The sequence below is a fragment of the Euzebyella saccharophila genome, assembly GCF_014855495.1.
Lineage (GTDB): Bacteria > Bacteroidota > Bacteroidia > Flavobacteriales > Flavobacteriaceae > Euzebyella > Euzebyella saccharophila.
The window spans coordinates 903,876-922,500 of the sequence record NZ_JACYFJ010000001.1 but is presented as its reverse complement, the minus strand read 5'-3'; the positions used below and the strand labels follow the sequence as shown (position 1 = coordinate 922,500).

Here is an 18,625-nt window from a genome sequence, read left to right as displayed (position 1 = left end):
AAAAGCTGTAATTATACCAATTTGCGCTTGTTTACGTTATATTTGGTGAGAACACAACGCACGATGTAAATTCTGGGTTGGCATAGATTATTTCTTAATGAATTTTAACCCTAAAAATAAGACCTCCAATATCTTTTTATTGATAGCATCTTTTGTTATCGTAAGTCTTATTTTATGGAATACCAACAGTTTTTTTAAAAAATTTAAAGAAGAAGAGCGTCTAAAAATGGAGATATGGGCAACGGCCCAATCAGAATTTCAAGCTTCTTCAGAAGATATGGATTTGGGTAACCTACACCTCAAGGTTTTTCAAAACAATACTTCTACCCCAATGATATTGGTTAATAAGGACGGGTCCATCAAAACCAACAACATGCCGCCAGAACGGGTACATGATACGGCATATATTCAACAACGAATAAAAAAATTCCAAAACGAGAATGTTCCCATATCCATTGATCAACAAGGTGAGCATTTGGCCACATTGTATTATGGAAACTCAGAAGTTTTGAACAAACTCAAGTTTTACCCCATTGCCCTGTTACTCATTATTTTTCTTTTTGGTGCCGTTATTTTTTTCTTTTTCAAGACAAACAAAGCTTCTGAACAGAATAAATTATGGGCGGGTATGGCGAAGGAGACAGCACACCAAATTGGCACTCCCCTTTCTTCTTTATTGGGTTGGAACGAACTTTTAAAGGCCGAAAAAATCAATCCTGAGATTACCCAAGAAATCCAAAAGGATATTTCAAGATTGGAAACCATTACCGAACGTTTTTCCAAAATTGGATCTTTACCCAAATTGGATGCACAGGATATTGTAGAGCAGACCAAGGAGGCCTATGAATATTTAAAGCTTCGTAGTTCTGATCTTATCAAATTTTCATTTGAAACCCAAATAGCGCACTTGCCCGTGCTTTTAAACAAAAGCCTCTATCATTGGACCATTGAAAACTTGGTCAAAAATGGCATTGATGCCATGAAAGGAAAAGGAGAAATTGGAATAAAAATCCTTTCGGACGGTAAGAACGTACATATACAGGTGTCCGATACAGGGCATGGTATTCCAAAAAGCGATTTCCAGTCCATTTTCAATCCTGGGGTTACCTCCAAAAAAAGAGGATGGGGCCTGGGCCTTTCTTTGGTAAAACGAATCGTGGAGGAGTACCACAAGGGAAAAATTAGAGTGCTTACCTCTAGCAAAGCGGGTACGATTATGCAGATTTCCCTAAAACGAATCGAAACTTAAGTCCGAAATTTTTCGGCACTTAAAAACAGTATGTATGTCTAAGGAAAAATTAATGGTCATTAAAGAAGCAGACCTTACCAATAATTGTCCGGAATGCTTTAACCAAGACCTCAAACTTTCTTTCTATCAAAAACATTACGCGAGCAAATTTGCTTATAGGGTAAGTGATGAAATTTCGCACCAACTTATTTGCAACAAGTGCAATAGCACTATTTATCCGGTCAGTTGGACGGAGGATATTGAACGAACGTTCGATTATTATCAGAAAATGGCACAGCCTCAACCTGCTTCCCGTTCCTTTACATCCTTATTTTGGATTCTTTTATTCGGTGGTATAGCTATTGTAGCCGCCGGCATTTACTTTCTGTTTCAGCAAAACCTTATATAGAGCTTTGCAATTTTGCTTTAATGGCCGCGGCCGTAGCTTCAAAAGCTTCATTGCTCAATGTCTCCTTTTTTTGAAAGGTAGCATCCTCCATTCCGTTGAGTGGAATAAGATGCACATGCACATGCGGAACCTCTATCCCAATTACGGACATCCCAACGCGCTTACAATCAATAGCGGACTCAATGGCCAATCCAACTTTTCTGGAAAAGGCCATTAGGCCCATGTATGTTTCTTCATCCAAGTCCAAAATACGGTCTACCTCCTTTTTGGGTACGCAAAGTGTATGTCCTTTGGCATTGGGGTTGATATCCAAAAAAGCGAAGAACTGATCATCTTCGGCAATTTTATAGCAAGGTATCTCTCCGTTGATAATTTTTGTGAATATGGATGCCATCTATTAAAATTTTAAGGCGATTAACTTCTGGTAATTTCCAGAATATCAAATTTAAGAGTACCGTTGGGAACTGTAATTTCGGCTACATCCCCTACACTTTTACCTAAAAGTCCTTTACCAATGGGTGAATTGACCGAAATCTTTCCAGATTTTAAATCGGCCTCACTTTCGGCTACCAAGGTATATTTCATTTCCATACCGTTGGTCTGGTTCTTTAACTTTACTGTAGAGAGCACTAAAACCTTGGAAGTATCCAGTTGGGATTCATCAATTAAACGGGCATTGGCCAAGGTCTCTTCCATTTTGGAAATTTTCATCTCCAAAAGACCTTGCGCCTCTTTGGCCGCATCATATTCGGCATTTTCCGAAAGGTCTCCCTTATCCCTTGCCTCAGCAATGGCTTGGGACGCCTTTGGACGTTCCACATCCTTTAATTGATTAAGTTCCTCTCTTAATTTCTTTAATCCTTCCGGTGTATAGTAAGATACTTTACTCATAATATGTTCGTTTTATACATAGGGCAAACACCAATAGTATCAGTTCCATGAAAATTAGGCAAAACTAATCACGGTCAAACGCACTCTTGGCCCACATCATGTCCTTGGTTTTATTCAAGGCCTTGATCGATAGCGGTTTATTAAGTGCCCGTGAAAGTAATCTTCGATTTCATGGCCGCACTAATGGCAGGACCCATAAAAGTAATAAATAAGAAAAATCCTCTACTTAGACCGAAATTAGACGGCTTTTTTAGAGAGGATTTAACGCAAATATAAACAATTTTTAGTCAAATTTGCGGTATAAAACGGTTTTTGACCTTACAATATGTTGCGATTTTTTAGTGTTTTGCTTATGGTTTGCTTACTCTCCTGCGATAATGATCGTGGGGCACGTAACCCGTATTTACAAGAAATTGGTTTTAGGTTTGATATGAATTTGAACCTACCGCTATACAGCCCCTTGACCAATCTGGGCAACGCCGTTTTTATAGATACTCCCGGAGTTGGTATCAAGGGCATTTTTGTTATCAAATCCAACTTTGATCAATACCGGGCTTTTGAAGCAAGTTGTCCCAACCATGTACCCAACGACTGTTCTACTATGGAACTTGACGGCCAAATCGTTACCTGCCCTTGTGACGGATATGAATATTATCTTTTTACCGGTCAACAGAAAGACACGCCCGATGATGGTAACCGGTACTATAATTTATTGGAATACCAAGCGACCATTAGTGGCAATGTGGTGGTGATCACTAATTAAAGATTGCCCAAGATTTTATCCATCACCCAACTGGTATACGTTGCCGTTTCTCCAGTAGATGGGTGCATTTGCTTATGAAACAAATCATTTTTGAGCGCTTCTACATGAAATTGCTGTACGTGCTTAGGGTGTTCTATAAACTCTTTCGTAGTTCCTGACTCATTCACTAGAACCACCTCTTGATCTTCAAAAACGGCAAAGCTGATTTTTCCTTTGCTACCATATACTTCCACCAAATCTTCTCGGCGGTCACAACCAAAGTTCCAGGCTCCCGTACCTGTTATTCCGTTTTCATGCAACCAAGTACCGCTCATCGCATCCTTGGCCGTATACAAATCTTGTTGATTAAGGGAAATGCCGTAAACTTCTTTAAAATTGCCGAACAAATAGGCAAACAAATCCAAGCCATGACTGGCCAAATCATCAAAATAACCTCCAGGTGCTACGGAAGCATCCGTTCTCCAATTGTGTTTTCCGCTTTTATCCACTTCACTTGGCGTTTTACTGAGCATCCAGTTGATGTGCCTTACCTCTCCAATTTTTCCGTCATCCAGCCATTCCTTCACTTTCAAAAACCTTGGTAAGGTTCTACGATAGTAGGCCACAAAGAGGGGCAACTCCTTTTTCTGAAATGTTTCAAGAATCACTTTACTGTCTTCATATGATGGTGCCAAAGGTTTTTCAATGCAGCAAGGTTTGCCCGCTGCGGCCACCTTTAAGGCATATTCCTTATGGCTATCTGGCGGGGTCGCAATATAAACGGCATCAACGTCATTATCCGCAATCAACTCTTCGGCATTGGAGTAGTGCTTGGGCACATTGTGTCTATGGGCATAATCAGCTGCTTTTTCGGCATTGCGGCGCATCACGGCCACCAATTCAAAACCTTCGGTCATTTGATAGGGAGGTCCGCTTTTTACTTCGGTTACGTCTCCGCAGCCAATAATTCCCCAGCGAATGGTATTTGTATCCGTATATGCCATTTTAAAAGTGTTTTAGTTGATTTTTTTGAGTTCTTGAAAATAGGAAATTAATTATTGAGATTCAGGGCATAAGCTTATAACTTAAGTTTTATTTAGCCATCAACAAAAAAACCACCAACCTTTTGGCCAGTGGTTTCACCCTATTAAAATGTCAACTAACTAGAAGCGTACTGTGGCCCCTAATAAGAAGTTGATACCTGCCTGCGGATAATAACCTGCCCCATCATAGGTGATTACGGAACCGGTTGAATCATCATCATAGGTATAGAAATACCCGTTAGAAATGATATCCGCATCAAAAATATTGTTGACCAAACCTGAAAAAGTGATACTCTTGAGTATCTTATTAAAATCTATGGTGTACTGCACATTCAAATCTGATTGCGTATAGGAATCTAGAGTAGAATTTTCGGAATCAATATTTCCCATATATTGCTTGCCCACAAATTTGGTCAAAAAAGACACTTGAAAATTGTCTGTAGGCATATAGGCAAAACGGTTGGCAGCAATCACATTGGGAGAATAAGCGATGTTGGTATTGCCCAAATCTTCCAGTTCCCCATCTCTTTGAAACACAAAATCAACATTCTTGTTGGTACTTAAAGCCACATTTGGACTTAAACGAAATTTATCACCCAGCATAAAATTAGCATCCAGCTCAATACCGGCGCGATAGCTATCGCCTACATTGGCACGAAGGGGAGCACCCACATCGTTCAATTCACCGGTAAGCACCAATTGATCTTTGTACCTCATGTAGTACCCGTTGGCATTCAATTGAATTTTTGGTGAAATATAACGCCATCCCAGTTCAAAATCATTTAAACGTTCAGGTTTGGGATTGCCGCTTTCATAATCATTTCGGTTGGGTTCACGGTTGGCAAAGGCATAACTGAAATAAAAATTATTGTTGCGGTTCAGATCAAAAACCACACCTGCTTTTGGGTTGAAAAAACGAAAAGTATCATCTACCAAACCGGTGTCTTCGCCATTGGCTGAATAGCCTACTCTTCGGTATTGCAAATCTCCAAACAAACTCCACTGACTGTTTACCGCATAGTTGGCCTTGGCATACAGATTAAAATCACTTTTGTTTGAATCGTTGTCGTAATACCGGTCTCTTATATCACTTTGGGAAGCAAACCGCGCCCAGATAATCTCACCAAAATGCGCTCCTTGATAGGAATTCCAACCTCCGCCAAGGATAACATCCCATTTATTTTTGTTGTAGTTAGCTGAAAAAACGGTACCGTAAAATTCATTATCCAACCATCTTCTTCTAATCAAATCGGTCGTATTCTGTAATTCCCCGTCAACAACAAAAGTTTCCAATCCGTAAGTTGAAAAGTCATCATCTTCCCTAAATTGCTCAAAGTATCCGCGGCCATTCGTGAAGTGAAATGCCACATTGGTGCTCCAGTTTTCCGAAAGTTTTTGGTTCCACAACAATTGTGCATGGTCTTGGCGGTAATTATCTTCCTCCTTGTCATAGAACTGCTCTCTTCCGTTTTCATCGGTATAGGCACCTGCGGAGTTATAGGTTCTACCTCGGGATTCAATGGTGGCCAAATCAATTCCGTTCCACGATTGATAGGTAATCTCATTTCCCCCAAAAATAATGGCCTTTAAAAGGGTGTTTTCATCTTTATAGGCCGCTTGTAGGTAATAAGACTCCAACTCTGAGGAAGCCCTGTCAATATACCCATCGGAAGTAATTCGAGACAGTCTACCTGAAATTTCCACGTGGTCGTTCAAAAGGCCTGTACTGAACTTAATATTGTTCCTGAGGGTATTAAAACTTCCTATGGAAGAAGAAATTTGACCGTATGCCTCTTCTGAGAATGCATCCGTCAACAAATTCAAACTAGCGCCAAAAGCACCTGCCCCATTAGTAGAAGTACCCACCCCACGTTGCAATTGCAGACTTTCGGTAGACGATGCAAAATCGGGCATATTTACCCAAAACGTACCGTGAGACTCCGCATCGTTGTACGGAATTCCGTTGATGGTTACATTCACACGGGTAGCATCACTACCACGTACCCTAATTCCGGTATACCCCACACCCGCACCGGCATCGGAGGTTGTCACCACCGCAGGCAAAAAATTCATTAGAACGGGAATATCTTGCCCTAGATTACGTGGGGCAATTTCCTCTTTCTTGAGATTGGTAAAAGTAACCGGCGATTCTTTGGTTACCCTAACGGCCTGTACCAAGACCTCGTCAAGTACCACTTTGGTACCCTCAAGAGAATCGGTAGGTTGCTGCTGAGCTGAAAGGAAGGCAAATTGACCCAAAGCGAAAAATAAAATGAATGAGCCCTTGAATCTACCTCTCCTACAAATTAAAATTTTGGCAGGATGGCCGCTTGGGACCGATTGCTTAGAATTGAAAATGGTAAAAAGTATTTTCATTCGAACTAAAATTTAGTTTCGAATAAAAGGGGCCATTATTCTAAAAATTACACATGATTTTAAGTTTCCTGCATGGAAACTTATGGAAATTCCAAATGGTGAACCTTTCACCTCCCTTGGCAGCATTACCCGCCCAGGTTCCTTGGGTATAATCTCAGCCCTTTCCTTCTAAGACCTTCAAGTCCGATTTTGACCAACTAGACTTGCAAATCACTTGCGGGAAAAAGCACCCCTTTGAGATGCCGCAAATATAGATTGGCATGGATTAATATCATAACAAAACTTTTAAAATTTCATAACCTGCTTCTGAGTTCAATAATTAACGCTTTGTTATAAACCCTAAGGGCGTTCTATACGTATTTTTAGTAAGCGTATTTGAATACTATGGGAACGGAAACTGGAAGATCGAAGAACAAATTTACCCTTAAGATAGTCACAAGCTATTTGGTACTCGCCTTACTGACAGCTGGTGTTGGTTATTTTATTTACACCGAAATTCAGAATTACATTTCTACCGAAACCAAAGATACCAATGATGAGAAACTGCTTCGTACCAGTGCCTTGGTCACCAACCTATACAAGGCCGAAAGTTTATCAAAGCTTGCGCTACAAAATAACAATCAGCTTTCTTTTAAGGCTTACACCCAAAAAATAGACTCCATTCAACTACAGATCGATACTTTAAAAAATTATATCTCTGGTGATGAACCAAAAGGACTTCTCGATAGTCTTCAAACTTTATTGAGACAAAAGGTTGCCAATAGCACTGAATTGCGAAAATTAAAGGTAAAAAGTATCAATAATAATTCTCTTGACAAGGCCCTAAAAGAGTTTGAGAAAATAGAAGAGTCGTTCGGCAAGTTTTCTGCCGAGAATCTTTTTACCGATTTTGATAAATACTCGCCCCAAGTTCAGCAATCGCTCCGTGAATATGCGGCACTTATCAGTAGCAATACACCAAAAAACGGGAATCCTGCTGAAAATTCAGCGTATGTAGATTCCATTCTGAACGTTTCAAAAGACATGATCCGAAAGGCGAAATTGGCCGACTCGAGATCGCAGCGATCATTGGCACAGAAAGAAATGGAAATGGGCAGAAATGACCTCGAATTATCGCAACAACTACAGAATATCATCAACGCCTTTGAGCAAGAAGTAATAACCAGTAGTTATAACAACAACCTTAAAAAAAGACAAACCCTTCGAAAAACCACTCGAATAGCCGGTTTTGCTGCCTTACTGGGCTTTTTTATAGTAGCCATTTTCTCCTTCCTCATAACTAGGGATTACTGGAAAGTACAAACCTACCGGGCCAAATTGGAACGAGAAAAGAAATACTCCGAATCCTTACTAAGAAGTAGGGAGCAGCTAATTTCTACGGTTAGCCATGATCTTAGGACTCCCCTTAACACTATTGGAGGCTATTCTGAGCTATTGGAAAGTACGGAGCTTTCGGCCAAACAGCAAGGTTATGTAAAGAATGTAAAATCAGCATCGGAATACGTAGGTAACCTCGTGAACGACCTTTTGGACTTCTCCAAGTTGGAAGCCGGAAAATTAAACATAGAAAAAGTACCCTTTGTACCTGCCAATCTTATTCAAGAAACTGCTGAAAACCTACAGGCGCTTCATAAAAATAAAGGCTTGAGGTTAGTCTTAAATATTGACCCAGCGCTTGAAAAAACCGTATTGGGCGATCCTTTTAGAATACGGCAGATACTGACCAATCTTCTAGGAAATGCCTTTAAATTTACAGAAGAGGGCCATATTAAAGTAGAGGCGAAAGTAGATAGGGCCAAAGGCAAGGAATTAAGCGCGAATATATCAGTTTCAGACACTGGAATTGGAATTGCCAAAAGCAAGCAACATCTAATATTCAAAGAGTTTACCCAAGCGGAAAAGGATACTGAAAAGAAATTTGGCGGCTATGGTTTAGGACTGACAATCTCCAAAAAATTGGCAGAACTGTTAAAAGGAACCCTGCTATTAGAAAGCGAAGTGGGCAAAGGAAGCACCTTTACTTTACAACTTCCCTTAACGCTTACCAACAAGGTAAAGGAGGCTGATAAGAACATGCCTTATATGGCCCCAAAATTACGAATGCTCATTATTGATGATGACACTGCCTTACTGCATATGCTTAGGGAGTTAGCAGAAAGTATGGGCATTACCGTTCATACCTACACCAACTTTTTATCTATTGAAGAAGATTCGCATTTGGCATACGATCTGGTGCTTACCGATATTCAGATGCCTCAGGTTACCGGTTTTGAAGTACTTAAAAAGCTACAATCAGGTAAGTACAAACATTATAAGAACCAGCCCATAATTGCGATGACAGGGCGTAGAGACCTTGGTCCAGAGGCATATATGGGAGTTGGATTTGCCCAAGTACTGCAAAAACCTTTTACAAAGGGAGAACTGGTAGCTACTTTAAAACTTATGGGAATTGTGGCCGAAGAAGAAACTAAAGAACCCGTTACCCACACCCCAAAAACCATAGTATCAGAAGAGAAAAAAACAACTCCCTCATTGTATAATCTTGACATTATTCATTCCTTTCTTGGAAGAAATGAAGATGCCATTTTTGAAGTATTGACCACTTTTGTTAGCGACACCAAAACCAATATGGCCCTTTTGGACCAAACGGTGAGCTATCGTGATTATCCGCAAGTGAATCAAGTTGCGCATCGTATGCTTCCAATGTTTAGGCAATTGAAAGTTGCCAAAAGCGTTGCAGTTTTGGAAAAACTGGAATTAGCCAAAGCAGATACGATGGATTGGGGCGAGATGGACGAGTCTTACGATATCCTAAAGCAACAGGTGAAACAACTGTTAAGGGAATTGGAAGAGCGGTTGGCTACAAGTCCAAATTATAGTGGTTGATTTTGTTATAAAGGGTCTTTCTGGTAACCTGAAGTAATTTTGCGGCTTTGGATTTATTAAAGTTGGTCTTTTTCAAGGCCTTGATAATACGCTCCTTCTCAAATTCAGATTTAGAGAAACCTTCTGTAGGCATGGGTTTTTCCTGTGGCTGTAATACTTCCTTCGGCAGGGCGGTGACTTCTACTTCGTTGCCTGCGGTCAACAAAACGGCTCTTTTTATAACATTCTGCAATTCTCGCAAGTTGCCGGGCCAGCGGTATTGTTGAAAGGCTTCCCAAACTTCTTTGGAAAAACCCTTCACATTTTTGTCTAAACTGGCATTTGCCTTATCCAGAAAATTTTCTGCAAACAGCATTAAATCTTCAAAACGGTCTTCTAAAGAAGGTATTTCAATTGAAAATTCGTTCAATCTGTGATAAAGGTCTTCCCTGAAATTACCTTTTTCGACAGCATCGGTCAAATCTTCATTGGTAGCGGTGATGATTCGTACATCTACATCAATTTCTTTGGTACTACCTACCCTTTTTATTTTTCGTTCCTGTAGCGCTCTTAAAAGCTGAATCTGGTTTTCATAACTAAGATTTCCCACCTCATCCAAGAACAAAGTTCCTTTATTGGCAGCTTCAAAATTACCTACCTTATCTTCAACGGCACCGGTAAAACTTCCTTTAATATGACCAAAAAATTCACTGGTGGCCAATTCTTTGGGAATGGCCCCGCAGTCAACAGCTATGAAGTTAAAATCCTTACGCTTACTATTGTCATGAATAGCTTTGGCAGTTACCTCTTTACCCGTACCGCTTTCTCCAGTAATAAGCACAGACATATCAGTAGGCGCCACCAATTTTACATAGTCGTCTAATTTTTTTGAGGCTTCACTGATTCCTTTTACAACTTTAGCACCTTTATGCTGCATTTCCAAGACCGGAGAAGAGGATTTCTTTGTTGTTACTTGAATCTCTTCTGGTTCTTCTTCTATGATCTTGGGAGCTGGCACCTGCACTTTTAAGGCATTGTCCAAAACCATCACGATTTCATCAGGCGTGAAGGGTTTAGAGATATAATCAAACGCCCCTTTTTTCATCGCATTTACGGCAGAACCAACTTCTGCATACCCAGTCATTAAAATTACTTGGGTTGCAGGATTAACGGATTTAATATCAGTAAGTAATTGTATACCGTCGTAATCTGGCAAACGAAGATCGGTAAGTATGAGGTCAAAAGTTTTATCCTGAATTTTTTGTTTGGCATCAGGAGCGTTAAAACTAGTCTCCACCTCGTATCCACGTTTCGTTAAAAACTTTTGCAACATCTGACAAAACGCTGCGTCATCTTCGATGATAAGAAGGTTTGGCATAAAGGAAATATAGGTTCTATAGCTATCTACGTAAAAATATGATAAGATAGCTGTTTTGCGGTCTTAAATTCTCACAAAAGATAGAACTGCAATGACTTAAAAACGCAAAAAAGGGGTTCGATTGATATCGAACCCCTTTTTCAATGGGAACGTTTTCCCAAAAAACTATTAACTATTCTTACTGCTCAATGGCATTACCCTCTTCATCTACGATAAGGGCACCAGAAGTACCGTCTTCTAAGGATACTTCGATTTTGTAATGATTCTCTTCGTTTTTGTGAGCCTTATTGATAGTAGCACCAGGATAATTTGACTCAATCATTGTAGTTACGGCTTCAGGAACTTCTTCTAGAGAAATTTCAGAAAAACTATCTTGAGCTACCGCCTCAGTTGCAGTTTCTTGCTGATCGACAGCTTGCTCTTCTTGAGCGAATGCAGTTAAACTTCCTAAGGCAAATACGGTTGTGATAAATAACTTTTTCATGTGTTATAGATTTAAGGTTTATAATTTTAATAATCAAATTCACTTAGTACATTGAAAATATGATACCAAAATTCCCAATGATTACAACTAACTGATTATTAGTTTTTTACACATTTAGTCTGATTCTAAAACTGTGTATTAGTGTGAAAGTGGGTAAGGATCGAGTAAAAAGTTTACAAAAAGAAAAAACCTAGCAAAATCTGGTATTAATGATAATGCTAGGTTTCACGGTAAGTTTTGAGACTTACTATTTAAAATATATACTATGGATTAGGGGAAAGGAAAGAATAATCAATAGTAGGTAAATAAAATTGAAGAAAATATGTGGGGTATGAATAGCATGGGAAATGAATTGGGGATTTTTGAAAGCAGCTAAAATAATATTGGCTTGAACCTGAATAGAAAAGGGCTGCTAATTGCAACCCTTTCCCGACCAAACCAACTTGATACAAAACAAATAACTCAAGTTATTACATTTCAATCCAGTTACCATTTTCGTCTGCGTACAAAGTACCGGCAGTTCCGTCTTCTAGAGAGACCTCTAGTTTGTACTGCTTAGACTCGTTCACATATGCTTTATCAATAGAAGCCGTAGGATAGTTTTTAGAAACAGCGGCAGTTACGGCTTCTGGCAATTCTTCAGCTGAAACTTCAGAAAAATCATCCTGAGCTACAGCTTCTGTAGCCGTCTCCTCAACAGCAGTTGCTTCCTCTTGAGCAAAAGCAGTTAAACTTCCTAGTGCGAATACGGTGGTAATAAATATCTTTTTCATGTTTATAGTGTTTTATATTTTACTGTTTAGGATATTGAAATAATGATACCAAAATGTTTAAAAATTACAACTAATTGATTTACTGTGTTTTACATCCATAGAGTGATTTTAAGGATGTGTAAAAGTGTGTAATTCCCCCTATTATTTGTGTAATTGGGTACAAAGAGAAATCGACTTACTGTTTCACCCATATCATTACAATAGGTAGATGAGGGTAACAATGAAAAAACCCGGTCAAAAAATTGACCGGGTCTTTCTTACTGATTAAACAGTTGTGTGTTCGAGGGATTATTTTTCAATCCAGTTACCTTCAGCGTCAGCATACAATTCAGCTGTTTCGCCATCTTCTTTAGCAACTTCTAGTTTGTATTCAGCTTCTTCGTTCATATAAGCTTTAGAGATAGTAGCACCTGGGTGAGCAGCCTCTAGAGCTTCAGAAATAGCAGCAGGAACTTCCTCAGCAGCGATTTCTGCGTAACCATCTTGTACAGCTTCTACTTGTTCAGTAGCTACTTCTTCAACAGTTGTTTCTTCTTCTTGAGCGAATGCAGTCATTGTACCTAAAGACAATACTGCGGCAAACATTAAATTTTTCATTTGTAAGAGTGTTAAATTAATTTATTTGTTTTGATAATCGCTTAGTAGAGAACCAAAAGAGTGCCAAATAGGTTTAGCTGCTCAAAATCAATATAATTGATTAAAAATCAGCGTATTAAAATTATACTTCAGAATTTGAATTATGGATACGAGTGTATACTAAACAAAAAAAGTGTGTAATTCTTACACACTTTTTACAAGATAGAGTAAATGTTTTGAGGTTTATTTCACCTGATGCGCCGGTCTCAATAAATCATTTACTGTTTTTACCGGATTAAAAGTAGTTGAAGGCACCTCTACAAATATGGTATTCCAAAAGGCCATAGCTCCGTTCCAAAGTCCCGGTAGTTCCAAAGCCTTAAGTTCTTTTCCATCTTTTGTTTTGCCCGTAATGAAACCCTGCTTGGGATCTACAAATTTCATCAGGTCGTATTTTTTGCCTTGGTAATCTTTAACGCCGCAGACCAAATCTACCGGATTAAAATGAGTGGCGTTCTGTAAAATACTATTCTGCTCGGCATCACTGGTATCGATTTGGGCAGATTCTATAATCTGAAGAGATATATTACCTTTTCTATCATTGATGTAAAAAGGTCCACCACCCGGTTCTCCTTCATTTTTGACCATTCCGCAAACACGAATAGGTCTATTTAGCTTTTCACTTAATACGGATTGCTGCTCCTCAGAACCTAGATTGTCAAAATCAGCTCCCAGACGAACATTAAGCTCATTTTCCAAAAATGACTTTATCTCAAGAAGTTCTTCGGCTGATTTCTGACCTTCGGCCGAGCTCTTTGCATAAGCGAATGCTTTTTCCTGAACCTGAAGTAATACTCCGGCCAGCACCTTTTTACTATCCGCCATTTCCGAAGCAAATCTTGGAACCGTAACGTTGTCGATATTTTTAATGAAAATGATATCCGCATCCTGCTCGTTCAAGTTTTCGATCAAGGCACCGTGGCCACCTGGTCTAAAAAGCACGCTTCCATCGGCATTTCTAAATGGATTATTGTCCATATCAACCGCTATGGTGTCAGTAGAAGGCTTCTGATATGAGTAACTAACCTTATAGGAAGTACCCGTAGCCGAAGAAACCCTTTCTTTTACCGTTTCAAATTCTTTGTTGAACATATCGCCATGTTGCGGAGAAATGGTAAAATGAAGTTCTGCGGTTTCCCCAGACTTGGCATACTCACTAGCTTCCTTTAAATGCTCTTCAAATGGGGTGGCAGTATGGTCGCCATAATTATGAAAAGGTAAAAGACCTTTGGGATAAAAACCATAGTTTAATGCCTCTTCAGACATCATCTCTTTTACAAAAAGATAAACCTCTTCATCTTTTGACTGTGCATTACCTTCAATTCGCTTCTTTACCAAATTGTAAAAAGCAAAATCCGTAATTCCTTCGGAAAAAGCTTTTAGTGCCTTGTCTCCCGTACGCTCAAAATAGCTATCGAGACTTTCTTCTGAGGGATTATAATTGTCCAAAAAGTTGAACAAAGCCTTGAACATGCGCGATGCCGCCCCGGAAGCAGGAACAAATTTTAAAAGGGAAAGACCTTTGGCAGACTCCTTCTGGAACTTAGAAATTAAGCTCTTTTCTTCTTCCTCCGTAAACTTGGAGATACCCTCCCCTGCTGTAACGGCCTTTTCTAATTGTACAAAGGGAATTCCCTCTTTAAAGGTTTCTATTTGCTGGTTTACTTTTTCTTCGGAAATCCCCTTTTCCGAAAGTAATTTTAAATCGTCTGCTGTTAAATTCATTAGTTCTTCCATAATTGGTCTATGTGTTCTATGGCCTTGGCCAAACGTTCGTTTTTACCGCCTTTCAATATAGTGAAATTACGATCATACCTCTTTAAGGTATCTTTAAAATATTGATACATTCGCTCTCTCTCATTGGGTTTATCACGCAAATCATCGGCCACCCACGGCACATCTATATATGTAAGCAGATACAAATCGTAGCTATTTTCCAAAGCATATTTTTCCAAAAGAGGGTCGCAATAACCTACATAATAAGCCTCCGAATATACTTTGGTCTCCAATAAATCGGTATCGCAAACAAGAAGATTCGTGACTTTCTTGGTAAGGTCATTTTCCATTTTCATTTGCCCTTCGGCAATAGGTAATAGGTCGTGCGGTTCACAAACCTTCTTTTCCCTATCCCACTTGTTCTGTAGATATTCACGGGCATATTCGGGCACCCAATGCGTGTTGTAGTGCTGTGCCAATTCTCTGCTCAAGGTAGTTTTTCCGGTCGATTCAGGACCAAAAACTACTACCTTAATAATGTCTGAGGGCTCTTGTTTAAGCTTTTCTTCCATGCTAGATAGCCATATATCGCGATTATGGTGAAGAGAAAATACTGCAAACTCGTAAAAATAAGTCCCTTATACCAGTATAAAGGCACAGAAATAACGTCACCAATGATCCAATATACCCAATTCTCAAGTTTCTTTTTGGCCATAAGCCACATTCCAACAAAGAAGATACCTGTTGTGAAAGTATCCACATAGGCGGTCCAATTATTGAACTTGTCAAAATACCAGTAAACAAGGCTAACAAAGACAAGGGTACCTAGAAACAACAACAAGCTGTACTTTTTTTCTTTGGATGTCGTAGAAGTAATGGGTACAAAATGAGTCTCGTCAACTTTTCTCGTCCATACATGCCAACCTACGATACTCATGGTAAAATAGTAGGCATTGATTAGCATATCGCCCAACAGACTGTAAACAAGAAGGATATATACAAAAATGGCTGTACTTATAATTCCCGTAGGAAATACAAGAATATTTTCCCTTTTGGAATAGTAAACACTTAAAAATCCAAAGAATACCCCAATGAACTCCAGTACTGTTAGATGAACGGGAATACCGTCATACTGGGAAAATATCCATTCAAAAATGTGGTTCATAGTCGCTTCGGTCAGATTTTACCATCTTCATGTACATAAGTCCACGTTCCATTAACTCAAAAGCTTCCTTAATTTCTACCTGCAAAACATTCATCACCTCATCATACTCGCCATAGACTTGGGTACTTAAGGGATTTTCTAAAACGGTTAGACCAGAAGACCTCAATTTTTTGATAAAATTGATGATGTGCCCTTCAAAATCATCTTGAAGGGGAGAAAAAGTAAGTTCTACGGAAATGTTCATGACGGTTTATCTGTTTTTGGGAATATAGCTCCAACACCTATCTTCTCAAGGCATAAACGAGGGTAAAGCCCTCAAATTCTAAAAATCGAATATCATAGTGCGAAGTGTTGCCTTGGTACAATATTTCGGCCGTGGTGGCAGAACTATCAAAAATAAAGTCTTTCACATCTATATGATGGATAAAACTCAGGCCCGGCTCGGCATAAATTTTATAAAGTGATTCCTTGCAGCCCCAAACAATGGTCAACTTTCGAATAAGGGCATCTGTATTGGCAATGGTCTTGTACTCTTCAATAGGGGTGAATTTATGGGCTATACGCAGAATTTTTTCCCGCTGCATCTCAATGTCGATTCCCACATCATGAGAGCTACTGATAACAATGGCTGTAAAATTGTGCGAATGGGTAATTGAAATTTTATTGCCATCTTTTAAGTGGGGTTTGCCAAACTCGTCATAAAACAGGTCGGCATCAACATAACCAGCTTCTGCCATAAGGTGCCTGATACTCAAAAAAGCCCGTCTGTGCATTTCAGATTTCATACCGTCCATACGGTTTTGGCAGTGGTCCGTAAGCTCTATTCCTTTTGAAAGAGCTTCTTCGCTTTCCTCTACCTTCCAAATATAGACCTTGGTAGCGGCGTTCACCTTGAGTATCTTATAAATAGGCATAACTTTAGGTACCTTTTTCTTAACTTTGCGACCACAAAATTGTGGCATGCCCGCATATTACGAAAGTAAAAAATAAAAAAGACTATGGATACGAAAACTGTTGCCTATCTACCCTATAAAGTAAAAGATATTGCTTTGGCCGATTGGGGTCGGAAGGAAATTGAATTGGCCGAGGCCGAAATGCCCGGTTTAATGTCACTTCGCGAAGAATACGGAAAAGAACAACCTTTAAAAGGCGCCCGAATTGCCGGCTGCCTTCACATGACCATACAAACAGCCGTTCTTATTGAAACCTTGGTAGCCCTTGGTGCCGATGTTACTTGGAGCTCCTGTAACATTTTCTCTACCCAAGACCATGCCGCCGCCGCTATTGCCGCTGCCGGTATTCCTGTTTATGCTTGGAAGGGAATGAACGAAGAAGAATTTGATTGGTGTATTGAGCAGACCCTTTTCTTTGGTGAAGAAAGAAAGCCCTTGAACATGATTTTGGATGATGGGGGCGATCTTACCAATATGGTATTGGACAAGTATCCGGAATTGGCAAAAGACGTAAAAGGTCTTTCTGAGGAAACCACTACGGGAGTTCACCGTCTGTACGAACGCATGAAAAAAGGAACACTGCCAATGCCTGCTATCAACGTGAACGATTCAGTTACCAAGTCTAAATTCGATAATAAATACGGTTGTCGTGAAAGTGCCGTTGACGCTATTAGAAGGGCTACAGATACCATGCTTGCCGGTAAAAGAGTAGTTGTTTGTGGCTACGGAGATGTTGGTAAAGGTACGGCAGCCTCCTTTAGAGGGGCCGGTTCCATTGTTACAGTTACGGAAATTGATCCTATCTGTGCACTTCAGGCATGTATGGACGGTTACGAAGTGAAAAAACTGGAAACCGTTGTTGGTAATGCCGATGTGGTTATCACTACCACCGGAAACAAGGATATCATCAGGGGTGAGCATTTTGAGGCGATGAAAGACAAGGCCATTGTTTGCAATATTGGGCATTTTGACAATGAAATTGACATGGCTTGGTTGAATTCCAACCACGGAAGCACTAAGGATGAAATCAAACCTCAGGTTGATAAGTATACGATAAATGATAAGGATGTTATTGTACTTGCGGAAGGTAGATTGGTCAACCTTGGCTGTGCCACGGGTCACCCAAGTTTTGTAATGAGTAATTCCTTTACTAACCAAACCTTGGCACAAATAGAACTTTGGAACCATAGTGACAAGTATGAAAACGAGGTGTATATGTTACCGAAGCATTTAGATGAAAAAGTGGCCGCACTTCACCTTTCTCGTTTGGGCGCCGAACTAACAGAGCTAAATACCGAACAAGCGGAGTATATTGGTGTTACTGTTGAAGGTCCGTTTAAACCGGAGTATTACAGATATTAACATTTAAGTAATTTTGTATAAAAGCAAAGCCCTTGAGAATGCAAGGACTTTGCTTTTTCTATATTTTAGAGTTCGTTATTCAACAATCTTCTTACAAATTACCTCTCCTATAGCCATAATGGCGTTTTTTTCATCTTCCGTAAAGTCATAAGAGGTTGGTTTCGCTACTCCCACCGTACCATATAAATTTCCGTTTAAAAGTAAAGGAGCCGCAAGGGAACCTTCTACTTTTGTTTCCTTTGCCGCAGGGCGTGCTACCCCAGAATTATCGGTCTGTAGATTGCACATCTCTACCGGCTGTTTCCTTTCCGCTGCAATCCCAGCCATTCCTTTTCCTATAGGAATCGTTTCTAACTTAGGAATCAAGAATGGAGGAATACCCACTTGAGATTTCAATTTCAATAAATCACTTCCTTCTTCCAGAAAATGCAAAGTGCCTGTTGAGCAATCAAAATAGGAGATGATATCCTTTAGAATTTTATCCCAATTGGGATTATCATCATTTATATCATTATGGATTTCTTCTAGTAGGGCGGTGTTTGTTAAACTCATATAAATATGATTGGAATAATGAATTGAATTTGCTCTATAAGATTGAAAGCAA

General features: G+C 39.6%; 19 protein-coding genes. 5 read left to right on the top strand and 14 right to left on the bottom strand.

What is annotated here, in order from left to right:
- Positions 1–97: 97 nt before the first annotated feature.
- Both IL355_RS03795 and IL355_RS03790 read left to right on the top strand, forming a co-directional pair.
- Positions 98–1,249 carry a sensor histidine kinase gene (locus tag IL355_RS03795; protein ID WP_192460851.1) on the top strand — a complete coding sequence of 384 codons (1,152 nt, stop codon included), beginning with the start codon at positions 98–100 and terminating at the stop codon, positions 1,247–1,249.
- Between the two features lie 34 nt (positions 1,250–1,283).
- Positions 1,284–1,637, top strand: coding sequence for a hypothetical protein (locus tag IL355_RS03790; protein ID WP_187456584.1), 354 nt, complete (start codon positions 1,284–1,286; stop codon positions 1,635–1,637).
- Here the strand turns inward: IL355_RS03790 and IL355_RS03785 are convergent.
- Both IL355_RS03785 and greA read right to left on the bottom strand, forming a co-directional pair.
- A complete protein-coding gene (locus IL355_RS03785; RefSeq protein ID WP_192460850.1) occupies positions 1,630–2,031 on the bottom strand; it encodes an HIT family protein in 402 nt (133 codons plus the stop codon). The genes IL355_RS03790 and IL355_RS03785 overlap by 8 nt on opposite strands.
- Before the next feature lie 20 nt (positions 2,032–2,051).
- Positions 2,052–2,528 carry a transcription elongation factor GreA gene (gene greA / locus IL355_RS03780; RefSeq protein ID WP_192460849.1) on the bottom strand — a complete coding sequence of 159 codons (477 nt, stop codon included), beginning with the start codon at positions 2,526–2,528 and terminating at the stop codon, positions 2,052–2,054.
- Between the two features lie 352 nt (positions 2,529–2,880).
- Between greA and IL355_RS03775 the strand changes: the two genes are divergently transcribed.
- Entirely contained in the window at positions 2,881–3,291 is a 411-nt protein-coding gene (locus IL355_RS03775) for a Rieske (2Fe-2S) protein (protein WP_225621103.1), read from the top strand.
- On the opposite strand, the gene IL355_RS03770 is transcribed toward IL355_RS03775, so the two are convergent.
- Together IL355_RS03770 and IL355_RS03765 are read right to left on the bottom strand one after the other, a co-directional pair.
- Complete coding sequence (locus IL355_RS03770; protein ID WP_192460847.1) at positions 3,288–4,274, bottom strand: Gfo/Idh/MocA family protein; 987 nt, start codon at positions 4,272–4,274, stop codon at positions 3,288–3,290. The genes IL355_RS03775 and IL355_RS03770 overlap by 4 nt on opposite strands.
- A 159-nt stretch (positions 4,275–4,433) precedes the next feature.
- Complete coding sequence (locus IL355_RS03765) at positions 4,434–6,689, bottom strand: TonB-dependent receptor (RefSeq protein ID WP_192460846.1); 2,256 nt, start codon at positions 6,687–6,689, stop codon at positions 4,434–4,436.
- A gap of 384 nt (positions 6,690–7,073) precedes the next feature.
- On the opposite strand from IL355_RS03765, the gene IL355_RS03760 reads away from it, so the two are divergent.
- On the top strand, positions 7,074–9,575 hold the full coding sequence (locus IL355_RS03760; RefSeq protein ID WP_192460845.1) for a hybrid sensor histidine kinase/response regulator: 2,502 nt from the start codon (positions 7,074–7,076) through the stop codon (positions 9,573–9,575).
- On the opposite strand, the gene IL355_RS03755 is transcribed toward IL355_RS03760, so the two are convergent.
- The 9 genes from IL355_RS03755 to IL355_RS03715 all read right to left on the bottom strand — a co-directional run bounded on the left by IL355_RS03755 (position 9,550) and on the right by IL355_RS03715 (position 16,620).
- Positions 9,550–10,932, bottom strand: a complete 1,383-nt coding sequence (locus IL355_RS03755; RefSeq protein WP_192460844.1) for a sigma-54-dependent transcriptional regulator — start codon at positions 10,930–10,932, stop codon at positions 9,550–9,552. The two genes, IL355_RS03760 and IL355_RS03755, sit on opposite strands and share 26 nt — an antisense overlap.
- A 178-nt stretch (positions 10,933–11,110) precedes the next feature.
- On the bottom strand, positions 11,111–11,416 hold the full coding sequence (locus IL355_RS03750) for a hypothetical protein (RefSeq protein ID WP_192460843.1): 306 nt from the start codon (positions 11,414–11,416) through the stop codon (positions 11,111–11,113).
- Between the two features lie 470 nt (positions 11,417–11,886).
- Positions 11,887–12,189, bottom strand: coding sequence for an RPC34 RNA polymerase subunit family protein (locus IL355_RS03745; RefSeq protein ID WP_192460842.1), 303 nt, complete (start codon positions 12,187–12,189; stop codon positions 11,887–11,889).
- A 288-nt stretch (positions 12,190–12,477) separates the two neighbouring features.
- Positions 12,478–12,786, bottom strand: a complete 309-nt coding sequence (locus tag IL355_RS03740; RefSeq protein WP_192460841.1) for a hypothetical protein — start codon at positions 12,784–12,786, stop codon at positions 12,478–12,480.
- Between the two features lie 222 nt (positions 12,787–13,008).
- Positions 13,009–14,550, bottom strand: coding sequence for a DUF4301 family protein (locus tag IL355_RS03735; protein ID WP_192460840.1), 1,542 nt, complete (start codon positions 14,548–14,550; stop codon positions 13,009–13,011).
- A complete protein-coding gene (locus IL355_RS03730) occupies positions 14,550–15,113 on the bottom strand; it encodes an AAA family ATPase (RefSeq protein WP_192460839.1) in 564 nt (187 codons plus the stop codon). Before IL355_RS03730 ends, IL355_RS03735 begins: the two co-directional genes overlap by 1 nt.
- The gene (gene pnuC, locus IL355_RS03725) at positions 15,068–15,706 is read right to left on the bottom strand and encodes a nicotinamide riboside transporter PnuC (RefSeq protein WP_192460838.1); all 639 of its coding nucleotides are present in this window, start codon (positions 15,704–15,706) and stop codon (positions 15,068–15,070) included. The genes IL355_RS03730 and pnuC overlap by 46 nt, the downstream gene beginning before the upstream one ends.
- On the bottom strand, positions 15,690–15,950 hold the full coding sequence (locus IL355_RS03720) for a thiamine-binding protein (RefSeq protein ID WP_192460837.1): 261 nt from the start codon (positions 15,948–15,950) through the stop codon (positions 15,690–15,692). Before IL355_RS03720 ends, pnuC begins: the two co-directional genes overlap by 17 nt.
- A gap of 37 nt (positions 15,951–15,987) precedes the next feature.
- Positions 15,988–16,620 carry a 4'-phosphopantetheinyl transferase family protein gene (locus tag IL355_RS03715; protein ID WP_192460836.1) on the bottom strand — a complete coding sequence of 211 codons (633 nt, stop codon included), beginning with the start codon at positions 16,618–16,620 and terminating at the stop codon, positions 15,988–15,990.
- Between the two features lie 84 nt (positions 16,621–16,704).
- Here IL355_RS03715 and ahcY point away from each other — a divergent pair, with 84 nt between their 5' ends.
- Positions 16,705–18,021: an adenosylhomocysteinase gene (ahcY, locus tag IL355_RS03710; RefSeq protein ID WP_192460835.1), complete on the top strand. Its 1,317-nt coding sequence runs from the start codon at positions 16,705–16,707 to the stop codon at positions 18,019–18,021.
- 75 nt (positions 18,022–18,096) lie between these two features.
- Here the strand turns inward: ahcY and IL355_RS03705 are convergent, their stop codons facing one another.
- The gene (locus IL355_RS03705) at positions 18,097–18,573 is read right to left on the bottom strand and encodes a GAF domain-containing protein (protein WP_192460834.1); all 477 of its coding nucleotides are present in this window, start codon (positions 18,571–18,573) and stop codon (positions 18,097–18,099) included.
- Positions 18,574–18,625 lie beyond the last annotated feature (52 nt).

What these genes read in the sequence shown, in the direction of transcription:
- IL355_RS03755 (WP_192460844.1), bottom strand. Translation starts at nt 10,932, where the DNA reads ATGCCAAACCTTCTTATCATCGAAGATGACGCAGCGTTTTGTCAGATG.
- IL355_RS03720 (WP_192460837.1), bottom strand. Translation starts at nt 15,950, where the DNA reads ATGAACATTTCCGTAGAACTTACTTTTTCTCCCCTTCAAGATGATTTT.
- IL355_RS03750 (WP_192460843.1), bottom strand. Translation starts at nt 11,416, where the DNA reads ATGAAAAAGTTATTTATCACAACCGTATTTGCCTTAGGAAGTTTAACT.
- IL355_RS03775 (WP_225621103.1), top strand. Translation starts at nt 2,881, where the DNA reads ATGGTTTGCTTACTCTCCTGCGATAATGATCGTGGGGCACGTAACCCG.
- ahcY (WP_192460835.1), top strand. Translation starts at nt 16,705, where the DNA reads ATGGATACGAAAACTGTTGCCTATCTACCCTATAAAGTAAAAGATATT.
- IL355_RS03790 (WP_187456584.1), top strand. Translation starts at nt 1,284, where the DNA reads ATGTCTAAGGAAAAATTAATGGTCATTAAAGAAGCAGACCTTACCAAT.
- IL355_RS03745 (WP_192460842.1), bottom strand. Translation starts at nt 12,189, where the DNA reads ATGAAAAAGATATTTATTACCACCGTATTCGCACTAGGAAGTTTAACT.
- IL355_RS03785 (WP_192460850.1), bottom strand. Translation starts at nt 2,031, where the DNA reads ATGGCATCCATATTCACAAAAATTATCAACGGAGAGATACCTTGCTAT.
- pnuC (WP_192460838.1), bottom strand. Translation starts at nt 15,706, where the DNA reads ATGAACCACATTTTTGAATGGATATTTTCCCAGTATGACGGTATTCCC.
- IL355_RS03730 (WP_192460839.1), bottom strand. Translation starts at nt 15,113, where the DNA reads ATGGAAGAAAAGCTTAAACAAGAGCCCTCAGACATTATTAAGGTAGTA.
- greA (WP_192460849.1), bottom strand. Translation starts at nt 2,528, where the DNA reads ATGAGTAAAGTATCTTACTATACACCGGAAGGATTAAAGAAATTAAGA.
- IL355_RS03740 (WP_192460841.1), bottom strand. Translation starts at nt 12,786, where the DNA reads ATGAAAAATTTAATGTTTGCCGCAGTATTGTCTTTAGGTACAATGACT.
- IL355_RS03770 (WP_192460847.1), bottom strand. Translation starts at nt 4,274, where the DNA reads ATGGCATATACGGATACAAATACCATTCGCTGGGGAATTATTGGCTGC.
- IL355_RS03735 (WP_192460840.1), bottom strand. Translation starts at nt 14,550, where the DNA reads ATGAATTTAACAGCAGACGATTTAAAATTACTTTCGGAAAAGGGGATT.
- IL355_RS03715 (WP_192460836.1), bottom strand. Translation starts at nt 16,620, where the DNA reads ATGCCTATTTATAAGATACTCAAGGTGAACGCCGCTACCAAGGTCTAT.
- IL355_RS03760 (WP_192460845.1), top strand. Translation starts at nt 7,074, where the DNA reads ATGGGAACGGAAACTGGAAGATCGAAGAACAAATTTACCCTTAAGATA.
- IL355_RS03705 (WP_192460834.1), bottom strand. Translation starts at nt 18,573, where the DNA reads ATGAGTTTAACAAACACCGCCCTACTAGAAGAAATCCATAATGATATA.
- IL355_RS03765 (WP_192460846.1), bottom strand. Translation starts at nt 6,689, where the DNA reads ATGAAAATACTTTTTACCATTTTCAATTCTAAGCAATCGGTCCCAAGC.
- IL355_RS03795 (WP_192460851.1), top strand. Translation starts at nt 98, where the DNA reads ATGAATTTTAACCCTAAAAATAAGACCTCCAATATCTTTTTATTGATA.